The sequence below is a fragment of the Paenibacillus polymyxa genome (genome assembly GCF_015710975.1).
Classification (GTDB): domain Bacteria; phylum Bacillota; class Bacilli; order Paenibacillales; family Paenibacillaceae; genus Paenibacillus; species Paenibacillus polymyxa.
Genome location: NZ_CP049783.1, coordinates 1,724,127 through 1,737,030 on the forward strand (window position 1 = coordinate 1,724,127; position 12,904 = coordinate 1,737,030).

The 12,904-nt window shown below is 45.9% G+C and carries 16 protein-coding genes and 1 riboswitch; of the genes, 8 read left to right on the plus strand and 8 right to left on the minus strand.

Annotated elements, in window-relative coordinates:
• Window positions 1-24: 24 nt before the first annotated feature.
• Window positions 25-1,074, minus strand: coding sequence for a hypothetical protein (locus tag G7035_RS07800; protein ID WP_019685765.1), 1,050 nt, complete (start codon window positions 1,072-1,074; stop codon window positions 25-27).
• Window positions 1,075-1,196: 122 nt separating this feature from the next.
• Here G7035_RS07800 and G7035_RS07805 point away from each other — a divergent pair, with 122 nt between their 5' ends.
• Window positions 1,197-1,589: a VOC family protein gene (locus tag G7035_RS07805; RefSeq protein WP_016818553.1), complete on the plus strand. Its 393-nt coding sequence runs from the start codon at window positions 1,197-1,199 to the stop codon at window positions 1,587-1,589.
• An 89-nt stretch (window positions 1,590-1,678) separates the two neighbouring features.
• Window positions 1,679-2,491, plus strand: coding sequence for a pentapeptide repeat-containing protein (locus G7035_RS07810; RefSeq protein WP_019685764.1), 813 nt, complete (start codon window positions 1,679-1,681; stop codon window positions 2,489-2,491).
• 89 nt (window positions 2,492-2,580) lie between these two features.
• Here G7035_RS07810 and G7035_RS07815 read toward each other — a convergent pair whose 3' ends face one another.
• From G7035_RS07815 to G7035_RS07830, 4 genes are all read right to left on the minus strand, one after another.
• Window positions 2,581-2,823: a hypothetical protein gene (locus tag G7035_RS07815; protein WP_230877840.1), complete on the minus strand. Its 243-nt coding sequence runs from the start codon at window positions 2,821-2,823 to the stop codon at window positions 2,581-2,583.
• A gap of 35 nt (window positions 2,824-2,858) precedes the next feature.
• Entirely contained in the window at window positions 2,859-3,209 is a 351-nt protein-coding gene (locus tag G7035_RS07820) for a YunG family protein (RefSeq protein WP_016818551.1), read from the minus strand.
• Window positions 3,210-3,374: 165 nt separating this feature from the next.
• The gene (locus G7035_RS07825) at window positions 3,375-3,881 is read right to left on the minus strand and encodes a PTS sugar transporter subunit IIA (protein ID WP_019685763.1); all 507 of its coding nucleotides are present in this window, start codon (window positions 3,879-3,881) and stop codon (window positions 3,375-3,377) included.
• A gap of 348 nt (window positions 3,882-4,229) precedes the next feature.
• A complete protein-coding gene (locus tag G7035_RS07830) occupies window positions 4,230-4,736 on the minus strand; it encodes a YwhD family protein (protein WP_016818549.1) in 507 nt (168 codons plus the stop codon).
• Window positions 4,737-4,860: 124 nt separating this feature from the next.
• On the opposite strand from G7035_RS07830, the gene G7035_RS07835 reads away from it, so the two are divergent.
• From G7035_RS07835 to G7035_RS07850, 4 genes are all read left to right on the plus strand, one after another.
• Entirely contained in the window at window positions 4,861-6,873 is a 2,013-nt protein-coding gene (locus G7035_RS07835; protein WP_019685762.1) for a M1 family metallopeptidase, read from the plus strand.
• A gap of 11 nt (window positions 6,874-6,884) precedes the next feature.
• Window positions 6,885-7,712 carry a hypothetical protein gene (locus G7035_RS07840; RefSeq protein ID WP_019685761.1) on the plus strand — a complete coding sequence of 276 codons (828 nt, stop codon included), beginning with the start codon at window positions 6,885-6,887 and terminating at the stop codon, window positions 7,710-7,712.
• Window positions 7,713-7,988: 276 nt separating this feature from the next.
• A riboswitch (cyclic di-AMP (ydaO/yuaA leader) is annotated at window positions 7,989-8,126 on the plus strand.
• A 5-nt stretch (window positions 8,127-8,131) separates the two neighbouring features.
• The gene (locus G7035_RS07845) at window positions 8,132-8,632 is read left to right on the plus strand and encodes a C40 family peptidase (protein WP_016818546.1); all 501 of its coding nucleotides are present in this window, start codon (window positions 8,132-8,134) and stop codon (window positions 8,630-8,632) included.
• A gap of 301 nt (window positions 8,633-8,933) precedes the next feature.
• Window positions 8,934-9,440 carry a GNAT family N-acetyltransferase gene (locus G7035_RS07850; RefSeq protein ID WP_019685759.1) on the plus strand — a complete coding sequence of 169 codons (507 nt, stop codon included), beginning with the start codon at window positions 8,934-8,936 and terminating at the stop codon, window positions 9,438-9,440.
• 78 nt (window positions 9,441-9,518) lie between these two features.
• Here G7035_RS07850 and G7035_RS07855 read toward each other — a convergent pair whose 3' ends face one another.
• Both G7035_RS07855 and G7035_RS07860 read right to left on the minus strand, forming a co-directional pair.
• Complete coding sequence (locus G7035_RS07855; RefSeq protein ID WP_007428083.1) at window positions 9,519-9,818, minus strand: 4a-hydroxytetrahydrobiopterin dehydratase; 300 nt, start codon at window positions 9,816-9,818, stop codon at window positions 9,519-9,521.
• Window positions 9,819-9,935: 117 nt separating this feature from the next.
• Window positions 9,936-10,229: a hypothetical protein gene (locus G7035_RS07860; protein ID WP_016818544.1), complete on the minus strand. Its 294-nt coding sequence runs from the start codon at window positions 10,227-10,229 to the stop codon at window positions 9,936-9,938.
• 187 nt (window positions 10,230-10,416) lie between these two features.
• Between G7035_RS07860 and motA the strand changes: the two genes are divergently transcribed.
• Together motA and motB are read left to right on the plus strand one after the other, a co-directional pair.
• Complete coding sequence (gene motA / locus G7035_RS07865; protein ID WP_013368736.1) at window positions 10,417-11,211, plus strand: flagellar motor stator protein MotA; 795 nt, start codon at window positions 10,417-10,419, stop codon at window positions 11,209-11,211.
• On the plus strand, window positions 11,204-12,031 hold the full coding sequence (motB, locus tag G7035_RS07870; RefSeq protein ID WP_013368735.1) for a flagellar motor protein MotB: 828 nt from the start codon (window positions 11,204-11,206) through the stop codon (window positions 12,029-12,031). Before motA ends, motB begins: the two co-directional genes overlap by 8 nt.
• A gap of 136 nt (window positions 12,032-12,167) precedes the next feature.
• On the opposite strand, the gene rluF is transcribed toward motB, so the two are convergent.
• Window positions 12,168-12,869, minus strand: coding sequence for a 23S rRNA pseudouridine(2604) synthase RluF (rluF, locus tag G7035_RS07875; RefSeq protein ID WP_019685758.1), 702 nt, complete (start codon window positions 12,867-12,869; stop codon window positions 12,168-12,170).
• Window positions 12,870-12,904 lie beyond the last annotated feature (35 nt).

Consider the following 12,904-nt stretch of genomic DNA (forward strand, 5'->3'; position numbering starts at 1 on the left):
AAAATTTCTTATATCTCAACCCGGTTAACTCCCCGTCTGGACATGCTCCAGCTCAATTTCATGCACCATTTTGATCTCGATTCGTTTCCTAATCTCATCATACTGTTCCAGCAACCGGTGCTCATACCCCAAATGTTCGTTCATCCAACCTATCATAGAGTCATCCTTATGCTCCGTCGACCAGCTAAACAAATCGCTATAGATTTGAGCAAATGATTCCTCGTTACAGCGAGCGAACCGGATTGGCCGAGCTCTATAGCTGAGCTTTAGTTCCAACATTTCATATAACACATCCAAGCGGTACTCCAATGCCTGTACACCTGCTTTGAATACATCGTAGCTTTTTATATCCTGAATAAGCTCTCTAAAGGTCAACCCTACATGCTGCATAGCAATATAAGACCACACACAACTTCCCGTAGCCGTTCCATGAGCCTCCCAAAGCGGATTCCACAAAATAGATCGGATCGTATCCTTCTGCTTTTCTCCAAACAATGCAATTCCAGCAATAATTCCCGCATTACAGTCTACGGAAGCATGCCGCTCTCCCCAATGCACCAATCGCGGAACCATATCCTCTGTAGTACATTTAAAGCTCAGTAGAGGTAAGAATTCATTAAACAGATTTTGATTTACTGCTTTTTCCAATTCAGTCGCCAATCGTTCACGAAACGATTCGCATGGAAGATGTACGAGCCCCAAACAAGCATCCACGGATGCTGCCCCATAGGGCCCGTTCAACCATGCGACGAGATCAGCCGCAGCTTCCACATAACCCAAATAACCTAACACATGCAGCACACCATCAGGTATATGTTCCTGGGATGTCTGATTTCGAACGTAACGCTCGTACATATCCTGCGCCAGAGCAACATCTCCGCATCTCATGATCGGCCCAAGTAACAAACCCCTAACATAGTGATCAGGATCTTCTACAAAAAGCCAATATAACTCCCAAGCATCCTCCGCGGTTCCGTATTGGGCAACTACATCCGTATAGGCCGAAATAATGCTGGCGTCCAGTTTCCTGCCTGAACCCACCATCTCAATAAGCTTTGCTGTCGCATCTATCATCTGGTTTCCCCTTCCCAGTTATGCCTATCTTTCTTTATGAAGTACTTCTCTAATCATGAATATTTCTATTACTAAAGAGAAAAAATGTTATCATCTATAATCCACTCAAGGGAGCTGATCTGATGCAGGATTCTAGTCCAAAAATCACAACGTTTTTCATGTTCCCCGGTCAAGCAGAGGAAGCCATGCAATATTATACCTCTGTATTTAAGCCGTCTGGTATCATGAGCATTTTTCATCAGGAAGATGGGACCGTGTTACATGCCGTATTCAACCTCAAAGGGCAAACCTTTATGGCCATAGATTATAACCATCAGGACAAACACTCTTTTACTCCAGCTTTATCGCTATTCGTCACTTGTGATTCGGAAGAAGAAATTCATCGTGTGTTTGGTCAGCTATCTCAGGAAGGCCGAGTTTTGATGCCCCTTGAAGCCTCGCCCGTAAGCCAACAGTTTGGCTGGGTCGAAGATAAATACGGTGTTTCATGGCAATTGAATTTGGCAAAAGGGTAATCGACCTATTTTACTTAGCAATACACCATCCTGCATCTTTTTTTGGTATTATTACATGTAGTAGGTGCTAATAAAAGGATGTGTATTTATTGTATACTGCCGATTGTGAAAAATGTTTTGGTTTATGCTGTGTCGCCTTGCCTTATGCCAAATCTGCTGATTTTGCCTTTAACAAGGATGGAGGAACTCCCTGTCAACATCTAAATGCGGATTATCGCTGTGACATTCATAAGAACCTGAGGAATAAAGGCTTGCGAGGCTGTACAGTATATGATTGCTTTGGGGCAGGTCAAAGAATTTCCCAAGTTACATACAACGGAAAAAGCTGGCGAGACGACCCGGCAATAGCTGATGAAATGTTCAATCTATTTCCCATCATGCAGCAGCTTTATGAAATGCTCTATTACCTAAATGAAGCCCTTAGCTTACAAGAAACTCACTCCATCTATACCGAGTTACAAGAAGCAATGGCGAAAACAGAGCAGCTTACGGATCAAGATCGAAAATCCCTCATAGATCTTCATGTACCCACCCATAGGGCGCTAGTCAATGATTTACTTGTACAAACAAGTGAGTTAGTGCGAGAAAAATGTAAGAAAAACATGGAGAACCATAAACTGAGTAAAAAAATCAAAAGTAGAGACCTGATCGGGGCCAATTTAAGAGGCGCTAATCTGAGAGGTGCCAACCTGAGAGGCGTTCTACTGATTGCTGCTGACCTTCGAGAAGCTGATTTGAGCATGACTGACCTTATCGGGGCAGACTTTAGAGATGCTGATTTAAGTGGGGCTAATCTGGAGGGAAGCATCTTTCTTACACAAGCGCAATTAAATTCGGCTAAAGGCAATTGCAAAACCAGGCTGCCCTCGTCTCTAAGCGTTCCCAGCCATTGGCTGCATTAGTTTTATTCGTGAGCAACAATACTTACCTAAACGAAAAAGAAGTAGACCGCCCTCGACAAGGTACCGATCTACTTCTGATATTTTACTGTTCACCCCGTAATTTCACTCGTCCGTTGCATATGGCTCTGTGGTGCTTTCCTGATAAAACAGACTTGATCCTTGCATCCATAATGAATAGTAGATCCTGTATCCTCATAATAACCCAAGTTTTCAAAATTGGCGGGCTTTGTGACCTCAATTAGATTCAGCAAATCCTGCGCAACTTCTGCTATAGAGTCTTTCTCAGTATCTCCCCCTATAGCTGAACCACCCGGCCCCTCGTATGCAGTCAATATCCAGCTTTGCCCAGTCGAATTTGTTGCTTTAATTATGTACCCATATACGATTCCCCTAGTCTCCGGCTTAAAGCTGCATACTGCTCTGCGTTGGTGTCTGAAAATGCTTCTTCCCGGTTGGATTGTACATGCTGATACTGTGGAAGGCTTGAAAATTGTGACTCCGTAAAATCTATAATGTCCTCACCGATGCGATTGTAATAATGCCAGCCACTATCCAGCCATGTCTTCAAAATATCACCGCCAAGCCTGTCCTGAACGACAAGCGCTGTGACACCACATTGTCCGGCGGCAGGATTCTTGGCTGTCCATTTAGAGCTAGACTCCAAAGACCAAGCCTGAAACAACGCCTTTTCTAATTTCAAAATACGGTTTGCATTCAATATACATTTCCCCTTTCACAACCATTCTACATTATCCTAAACTGGACTTACTTATTAAAAGAAAAGACCAACCAAGATCTCCTGGTTAGTCTTCTTCTACATATTTTACCTTTACATTCAAAGAATTTTTTCTATGAGCATGATAGTAGAAAACAAAAATGCTAACTATGCTTTCAAGTGAACTCTTAATACAGGTACATCTGGAGAAGCAGATGGATTATCCAGTATTTCGACATGGCTGATCATATCTTGCCCGTCTGGAACGATTACTGGAGTAATTACAGGTAATCCACCCTGTTGAATTGCATCCAGATCAAATTCCATCAATAATTGCCCTGCTTTAATGCTATCTCCTACTTGGACTTTAGGATTAAATCCCTGTCCTTTGAGGGAAACGGTATTAATGCCGACATGTATCAAAACTTGTACGCCAGATTCATGTTCAATAATGAGAGCGTGTTTGCTTTTCTCCATAACATGAGCAACTTTTCCCGCGAAAGGAGCGGTGACCCTACCCTCAGACGGATGAATAGCGATGCCATCCCCCATAGCTTTTGTCGAGAATGCAGGATCTGGAACCTCTTCCAGGGAAACCACTTTTCCTTTAACCGGCGCTACCATGTCGAATTCTTCAATACGGGGAGCCGCCTTCTTTTTCAACCATTTAAACATAACGATGCCACCTTATTTAGAGATTACATTCATAAACAGCGATAGGAAAAAACTTCATCTTTTTAGGAACCGGTTCCACGAATTAAATAAAAACCGGATTGAAACCGATTTCTATTTGAATTATAGTGAATGCCTTTCCATAATGTCAAGGCGATGATGTTCATAACTTACATGAAAAGGAAGTAGACTACTATTTTATTGTCCGGTACATATTTTATGAGGTCAGAAAACTAACAATTGAAGGCATCATAGAGCTTAAATAGAGATTCCAATTCGGTTCTTCTTACAGGAAAAAGCAGCCTACAGTGGCTGCTTTTCTACAATACTGTTACTTCGTTAATGCTAGGCTTACCCTTCCAGCGCCTGCTTCAATTCCTCAGGCGAAGCGTCCCACCATTCCTGATTATGTGAAATCAGCAGGCTTCTGAGCGCTGCTTTATCTTCGCTGCCGAGATCATCCAGCATGAAACGGCGCTTGAGTGCATAATCCATACGATTAACATGATCGGCAAGAATTTTCCAGCCGCGTTTGGCTTCGTCGTCAATCAGCATCTCGCAGGCCGTCGCGCCACCATACATACGTCCTTCGGGCGTACGGTCCACAGCTACCCATACCAGCCATACCTGGCGTCCGTTCGGTACGTCCTCTTTATTCGTAGAGAACTTGATTCCACGTTCTACTTTACTTTTGGCATGCATGGCACCGACATCAATTTTCGCCTCTCCGCGGTCAATGATGACCGGGGACATGCTATTCAGGTCGATTGAGCCTGCGCCGAAGCCCTTATGTTTACTCTTGCCACTGACAATATTCAGTGCAATCTGCTTTTTGCCGTCCGGTTGATTTTCACTCATGCGTCACTAGACCTCCAATTTCCGTCTTCACACTCATTCTACACTATAAATATTTTAACTAATAATCTCCCGAAAGCAAACATATACATGCTGTAGATGCTTGTCAACGGGAGGTATCCATTGTATGACCCCAGCACGCACCAAAATCGTTTTATTGTCCACACTAGCCCTCGGACTCCTCGCAGGGACGTTATGGTTTGCCTGGCAACCCCAATCGCAATCCGTCTCTCAGTCCGCAGGCAAACCACTATACGGCTCCGAGTCTGAGTCTGCGCTTGCGCCAAATATGGGCAAGCCTCTAGGGGCCAACATCATGCCCGACCTGCCCAAGAACCCTCCACAGCCCGCTTCGGAAATTCTCAGCAAACGGGTGGTGGAATATCACATTGATGTATCTCTGGAAAAAGGACGGGTTTTGCGAGGCACTGAGACACTGACCTGGAAGCATCCGGGTAAGAAAACTGTGAATGATCTGTATCTTCATCTATACCCGAATGCCTTCTCTTCCATGGAAACCACCTTTATGAAAGAATCCGGCGGAAAGCTGCGCGGAGACACCATGCCTAAGGATGGCTTTGGCTCCATGACGCTGACCGAACTAAAAACAGAAGACGGTTTATCTCTCATGCACCGCACTCAATATGTACAACCAGATGACGGTAACGCAAGCGACCGTTCGCTCATAAAGGTGCGTCTACCCAAGCCGGTACGAGGTGGCGAAGAAATCACACTATATATGAAGTTTGAAGTCAAACTGCCTGGCATTTTTGCTCGTATGGGTGCGACAGATGATTTTGTAATGGCTGGACAGTGGTTTCCAAAGCTCAGCGTCTATGAGACTGCAGGACAACGTGGACGCGCCGAAGAGGGCTGGAACCTCCATCAGTACCATGGCAACTCCGAGTTCTATGCCGACTTCGGAATTTACAGTATACGGATTCGGGTGCCTGAAACACACATCGTAGCAGCGACCGGTTTTCCCACCCGTGGTGCAGTACGACAGAACGGCCAAAAAATATATCAATTTTATGCCGATGATGTACACGATTTTGCCTGGTCTGCTTCACCCAACTTTGTAGCCGTAGAAGAACCCTTCTCTTCTACTGAGGTTCCTGGTGTCAAAATCAAGCTCTATCTGGACCCGTCCCATAAGGAACTCAAAGGACGTTACATGAGCGCAGCCAAGGCTGCCCTTTCGTACTACAGCAAATGGTACGGGCCTTATCCATATTCCACTCTATCCATCGTCGTTCCACCCAAAACAGGCAGTGGAGCCGGCGGCATGGAATATCCGACACTCATCACGGCCGCAGCTGCGGACCAACTGAATCCTGGCTATAATCTGGAACGGACGCTGGTTCATGAAATTGGGCATCAATATTTCTACGGAATGGTAGCCAACAATGAATTTGAGGAGCCTTGGCTGGATGAAGGCTTCACCTCCTATGCAGAGGAACGGCTCATGGAACAAGAATATGGGCTTACCCCCAACTTGCCATTACAATCGGGACAGGTAGCTTCCCCACAGCCGCTAAACCGCGAATCCTGGAAGTACGGATCGGCGGCTGAGTATGCGCAAAATGCCTATTCACGAGGTAAATTAGTACTACGAGGTATTGAGCGTCAGGTGGGTATGAAAAAAATGGACCGGATTATGCGGACCTACGTCCAGACTTATCGATTCAAGTATCCGACCTCACAGGATTTTCAACATGTCGTGGAGAGAGTGACCGGACGATCATGGAGCCACTATTTTGAACAATATGTATATGACGGCCAGATGGCGGATTTTTCAGTCGATCGCATCATGAACCACAAGCTGGAGAATGGATACGAAGCAGTCGTGACGCTCAGCAAAAAAGGAGCAGATTATCCCAAAATCCCTGTTCAATTTACCTTCAAGGATGGCACAACGATATTCAAGGCATGGGATGGTGCGGGCAAAAGTACAACTTTCCGACTCAAAAGCGCTTCCCCCGTGTCCTATGTGACTGTAGATCCTCTATACACTATTGCACTGGAGAACAAGCATATTAATAATAGCCTGAAGGCTGAATTGGATGAAAAACAACAAACCCGTTGGAGTGTAAGTGTAACCAAGCTGTTGGAGACACTGCTTGGAAGTCTGTCATGGTGAGGTGTCTATAGATGCGGACTGTTATAAAAGAAGGCTGGGCGCTGGTACGCATACGCTTTTATATCGTTATCATTTTATTTCTGTATCGTCTGCTGTGGGGAGTATTTCTCTATAGGCTGGTACAGTCTGCCGTTATCCCGCTGCTGCTACGTTATCCTGATCAGAGCCAAAACGAACTGGGAAAGACCTTGTTTTGGATGGAGGGCCAGATCGCCTTGATGGACAGCCGGGAAGTACATGTGTACTTGTGGATATTACTAGGGGCGACCGTATTGCGCATACTAATCACTCCCTTCATTAGAGCTGGCATATATCAAAGCCTGCATACCGATGCGTCTGAACCGCAAAGCCTGTCCTTCTTCAAGGGGATGAAACGCCACGGTATGTCATCGCTATTGTATTACATCATCGAGTTGGGTTTGCTGCTGCTTCCCGCCTTTTGGGTGGTACCGAGACTCTATCCTATTGTAGTAGAAACGTTGCAATCTTCCTCTTACCTGCTACATTTGTTGCCCTATGCCATGGGGTGGATAGCTTACGGTTGGGTCATTCGGCAGTGCATCCTGTATATGCAGTTGGGCACTGTCAGTGGTCACACCATACTATCGTCCCTGCTCGCCTTCTTTCGCCAGCTTCTTCCGGCTGTTGGTGTATCCCTGTTGCTCGGTACTTGTGTGTTGCTAGTTTTCGGTCTATTTGGCACCGTGGCGATGATTTGGACGGGTATGTTGGCACTGATTCTCCAGCAATCGTATCATTTTGTTACCAGTCTGGTCAGGCTGTGGCATATCAGTTCGCAGTATCGGCTATGGCACATCGATATCTCCAGCAGAGGCTAACCCCTCACAATATCCTCTCTTCTGCACTTTCAGCTGTCGAAAAAACTTTTTTCTTTCCCGTGCAAACGGCACATAACTGAATACTGTTAACAGAGTCTGTTCCTAGAGCGTTAGGAACAGATTTTTTTTGTAACTTTTTGCGATGAAACATTTGCCAAAGCCTGCTGTCTTTGTTACAATAATCGCAGTGAACTGATAGTAACAACTTTGTAATCTTTATTGTAACCTTTATCTTAAAAACATCGTTGTCGTGAATACTGCTCTCCAAGGTGCACATCTTAAGTTAAGCCTAATTCCTGGCACCTAGGAAGCGGGGGAACCAGTTTGGGTGAATTGATCTCGCAACAGAGTGGTCATAGGGGAACCTTCTACCGAATCCTTAAGCTAACCTCGCAGGCATTGGAAGGGGTATATTTTTTTTGAAGAAGAAGCTAACGATCGCAGCCATGGGTCTCGCCATTGCCTTTACATCTTTTACATTCGGTGGCAGCAGTGCATTTGCAGACTCCAAGATGGACCAGGTCATCCAAGATGCCAAAGGAACGAACTACAGAAGCGGAGGCACTACACTCGAGGGATTCGATTGCTCCGGCTTCACAATGTATGTATTCAACAAACTGGGAATTAAACTGCCGCATCAATCTGGATCACAATTCAAAATGGGTTCTTCTGTATCCCGCGATGAAATGAGACCAGGCGACCTGGTGTTCTTCAACACCACAGGAAGAGGCGTTTCCCATGTAGGTATCTTCGTAGGTGAAGGGAAATTCGCCCACTCCTCGACTTCACGTGGTGTAGTAGTTAGCTCACTGAACGAAAATTATTACGCTAACCGTTATGTCGGTGCAAAAAGAATTATGAGCACAGACGCTTACCATTCTGTAGCTTCAGATATTCCTGATGACGACAACGTAGAATAACTACCGCACAGCAAGCTAACCCTAGCCGCAATTTGATTCTGGCCGGAATCGAATTGCGGTTTTTTATGTCCACTACATCGCAATGATTATCATTACTGACGAACTGACACCTCAAAAGGTTTCAATTTTAGCGAACATCGTCGGTTTTACCGTCACCGCTGGGGAGCATATGAGCAGTAAATCCTTCTTATTGAATGTATACCCGACTTAGGTACGAAATAAACACGCTTGCCATTCTCCTACAACTTGTCTACAATCTGTGGTTAATGATTGAAGTACCTGCATAAGGAGGAATGGAAAAGTGCCGGCCTCAATATCCAACTACCGGATCGTACCGATGGACGAGCATCAAGCGGCTGAAATCTGTGAGTGGCGCTATGATCCCCCCTACAACATATACGGCTGGCTTCCCTGGGAACAAATGAAGGCACTTGAAGTCGAATTTGGAAGTCCCACGCTTCGCCAAGAGCAATATGTTGCGGTCATGGACGAAGAGAATGAGCTGACGGGATTTGCTCAATATTTCCCTATGGTCGGTGTGACCCGGCTGGGTCTTGGAATGCATCCCGAAAGATGCGGACATGGCACAGGCTCCGACTTTGTCCGGGCCATTGCCGAGGAAGCCAGACGGCGTCATCCGCAGAATGAAATTGACCTAGAGGTTCTCACTTGGAATCAGCGGGCTATACGAGCCTACAAGGCAGCTGGATTTGAGCTGACGGATACCTATGAACGCCAGACTCCAGATGGCAGAAAGCCGTTCCATTGTATGGTATATCGTCCTGAACAACAGAATCGGGTTCTATAAATAAGAGCGCCTTCGCTATACAACCGCGATGTTGTAGAGTGAAGGCGCTCTTCATATATACGACAGATCATTACAAACTCAATGACTGCTGCGCATTTTTTCGAAAGCTTCATTATATTGTTGGGCTTCCTTAATATCTACGGCCATAATACCGCCATCGTCCCAGGAGGTCAAACGCAGAGTCACGGTCTTGTAATCAATCGTAATAAATGGATGGTGATTAAATGCCTCAGATATAGCGGCAACTTCATCCACGAAGGCAATTCCTTTCATAAAACTGGAAAAATTATATTTCCGAACGATCCAACGTCCTTCCTCCAGTTCCCAGCCCTCCAGCTTCTCCAGATGTGCTTCAATCTCTTCTTGTGTAAAAGGCATGTTACGAACTCCTCCCCGTTTATACGGAAGCCTTTTAGCCGCTTAAATGCGGCCAAAACTACGATATATTGGTGTACATATTACCACGGCCCCGTTGATAAATCCATAAGACGGTCATCAAATCAATGGGACCGACGTCAGCTCCTCATCCCCGATGAGTACATAGATCCGGTGCTGCTCCGGCTCATAAATCACAACACCGCTGCCTACAGTGATTATAGGTTCTGTGCCCAGTGCATAAAATAAGTCTTCTGCCAAAGCCTCATTGACTTCCTGGCACCCCGCTGGGTCCAGCCTGTCCCAATCTTCTGCTTCCATTTCAAAAAATTCATAGCTATCTGGAATGCGTCCCACAGCCTCTGTCAAATCGTTCAAAATTTGTTCATACTCGCGCCCATGCTTTACTCCCATGCTATTTCCTCCAGTGGTTCAGCGATTCAATACATAATCACTTTATTATACCGGAAATTCGCCCTTAACAAAAAAGAGAGTTTTGTCGATAAATACTATAATCCGTCTCATAATGACGCGCTTGGGGCAAGGACGACCCATGCGGCATGAAAGGATTCAAAATCTATTCTCATGGATGAGGTGTATCATGCAAATTACAACCATTATTGGACTTGTGCTCGGGCTTTTGTCACTGGTCGTCGGGATGATCCTAAAGGGCGCGCCAGTCGTCAATCTGGTCAATAATCCCGCTGCTTACATGATTATTTTCGTCGGAACAGCAGCAAGTATATTCATGGCGTTTCCGATGGATGACATGAAACGGGTGCCAAAGCTGTTTAAAATTATTTTCACCCAGCAGAAATTGCTGGATCGCAAGGAGCTTATCGGTACATTTACCGAATGGGCATCCATTACCCGTCGTGAAGGTCTGCTCGCGCTGGAATCCAAGGTCGAAGAGATCGACGATCCCTTTATGCGCGGCGGTATGCGAATGATTATCGATGGTAATGATCAGGAGTTCGTACGCGATGTTCTGATGGAAGACATTAACGCTACCGAAGATAGACACCGCGCCGGCGCACTAATTTTCTCCCAAGCCGGTATGTACGCTCCAACACTCGGGGTACTTGGTGCGGTTGTAGGTCTGATCGCCGCTCTGGCCGACCTTAGTGACATGGAAAAACTGTCCCATGCCATTGCAGCCGCTTTTATTGCAACGTTGCTCGGTATTTTTACAGGTTATGTCCTATGGCATCCAATGTCCAACAAGCTGAAACGGCTATCCAAAAAAGAAGTGGAACTTAAGTTAATGATGGTCGAAGGTCTGCTTTCCATTCAATCCGGTATCTCGACGATTGCCATCAGCCAGAAGCTAGCAATCTTCCTAACTCCAACCGAACGGGCTTCGATGACCCAGAAGGATGGCGATTCCAGTGAGTAAAAAGAGACATGAACCGCATGAAGAGCATGCTGACGAAAGCTGGCTGTTGCCATATTCCGACTTAATGACCCTTCTGTTGGCTCTTTTCATTGTCTTATTCGGTATGAGCTCGCTCGATGCCAAAAAATTTGAAACTATGGCTCAATCCCTGAGTTCAGCTTTTAGTGGCGGTACTGGCGTGCTGGATCACTCAGCCGCGAATCCGTCGTCACAATCCATGGATATGGGCAAAAATAAAGAAGAGGTATCACAACCCTTAAAATCGAAAGCCACTTCTACCTCTGATCTGCAAAAGCAACTCGCCCAGCGGGAAGAAGAAGATTTAAAGAAGCTTAAAAAGCAAATGGATCAGTATATTCAAAATAACGGCCTGTCCACCCTACTGAACACCAAGTTGAACCAATCCCAGCTGATGATCACCATTAGTGATAATGCCCTATTTTCATCCGGGCAGGCCGAAGTAAAGCCAGAAGCGAGAAAGCTGGCCAAATCCATTTCCAGCATGCTCCAACAGTTTCCTGGTTATGACGTTATCGTATCAGGTCATACGGACAATGTACCTATTTCCAATAGTCAGTTTCCGTCCAACTTTGATTTGAGTGCCAAGCGTTCGCTCAATTTCTTGCGTATTTTGTTGCTCAATCCGCAGCTTGATCCTACCAAGTTTGTATCCATCGGATATGGCGAGTATCGACCATTGGCAGGCAATCAAACTGGAGCAGGACGTGCCAAAAACCGTCGTGTCGAAATTTCCGTTCTTCGCAAATATCAGAACGGTACACAAGTTATTAGTCCTACCTCAAGCTCGAATGAAGGTTGATCATGAATATGTTATATGAACAAAGGCACCGCCGCATTTTTTATGCAGCTGGTGCCTTTTGATTTAGTGATTCCTGTTGTCTAGCCCTGCCATATAGGAGAACCCAGCGCTGAAGGCTATAAGAAGGCCTCTGGCCTTAGCTAAGCGTATAATCAAGCATCTGGCCCAGTTCCAGCTTTTCAGCCTCTGTTAAATCGCGCCAGGCGCCTTTCTGAAGGGACCCCAATCGAATATTCATGATTCGCAAGCGCTGCAGTTTTTTAACTTCATAACCGAAGGCAGCACACATACGTCGGATCTGACGATTTTTCCCTTCTGTCAGAATAATACGGAATACATACTCAGATACACGTGTTACCTCACAGGGCAGCGTCCGATGACCGAGTATCTTCACACCGCTGGACATCCCCTGCAAAAAGGATGGAGTGACCGGACGATCCACTGTTACGATATATTCTTTCTCATGCTTGCCTTCTGCCCGTAAAATCTTATTCACAATGTCCCCATCATTGGTCAATAAAATGAGACCTTCCGAATCCTTATCCAAGCGTCCAATTGGGAATATCCGTTGCGGGTGCCCCACAAAATCGACAATATTGCCTCTAATGTGACTCTCTGTCGTGCTAGTAATGCCGACTGGCTTGTTCAATGCAATATAGACGTGATCGGACTTATCGCGCAGTGGCTTGCCGTTCACACGGACATCATCGCCTTCTTCCGCTTGACTGCCCAGCACGGCCACTTCGCCGTTAATCGTCACGCGGCCGCTCTCTACCAGCTTGTCCGCCTCCCGGCGCGAGCAAAAGCCAGTTTCGCTGATAAATTTGTTAATGCGCAACCTGTGTACCCTCCATTTCTACGAACACACTTCCT

Coding starts and splice junctions, on each gene's coding strand:
- G7035_RS07830 (WP_016818549.1), bottom strand. CDS start 4,736: ATGAGTGAAAATCAACCGGACGGCAAAAAGCAGATTGCACTGAATATT.
- motA (WP_013368736.1), top strand. CDS start 10,417: ATGCAAATTACAACCATTATTGGACTTGTGCTCGGGCTTTTGTCACTG.
- G7035_RS07860 (WP_016818544.1), bottom strand. CDS start 10,229: ATGGGAGTAAAGCATGGGCGCGAGTATGAACAAATTTTGAACGATTTG.
- G7035_RS07835 (WP_019685762.1), top strand. CDS start 4,861: ATGACCCCAGCACGCACCAAAATCGTTTTATTGTCCACACTAGCCCTC.
- G7035_RS07840 (WP_019685761.1), top strand. CDS start 6,885: ATGCGGACTGTTATAAAAGAAGGCTGGGCGCTGGTACGCATACGCTTT.
- G7035_RS07800 (WP_019685765.1), bottom strand. CDS start 1,074: ATGATAGATGCGACAGCAAAGCTTATTGAGATGGTGGGTTCAGGCAGG.
- G7035_RS07825 (WP_019685763.1), bottom strand. CDS start 3,881: ATGTTTAAATGGTTGAAAAAGAAGGCGGCTCCCCGTATTGAAGAATTC.
- G7035_RS07805 (WP_016818553.1), top strand. CDS start 1,197: ATGCAGGATTCTAGTCCAAAAATCACAACGTTTTTCATGTTCCCCGGT.
- G7035_RS07855 (WP_007428083.1), bottom strand. CDS start 9,818: ATGCCTTTTACACAAGAAGAGATTGAAGCACATCTGGAGAAGCTGGAG.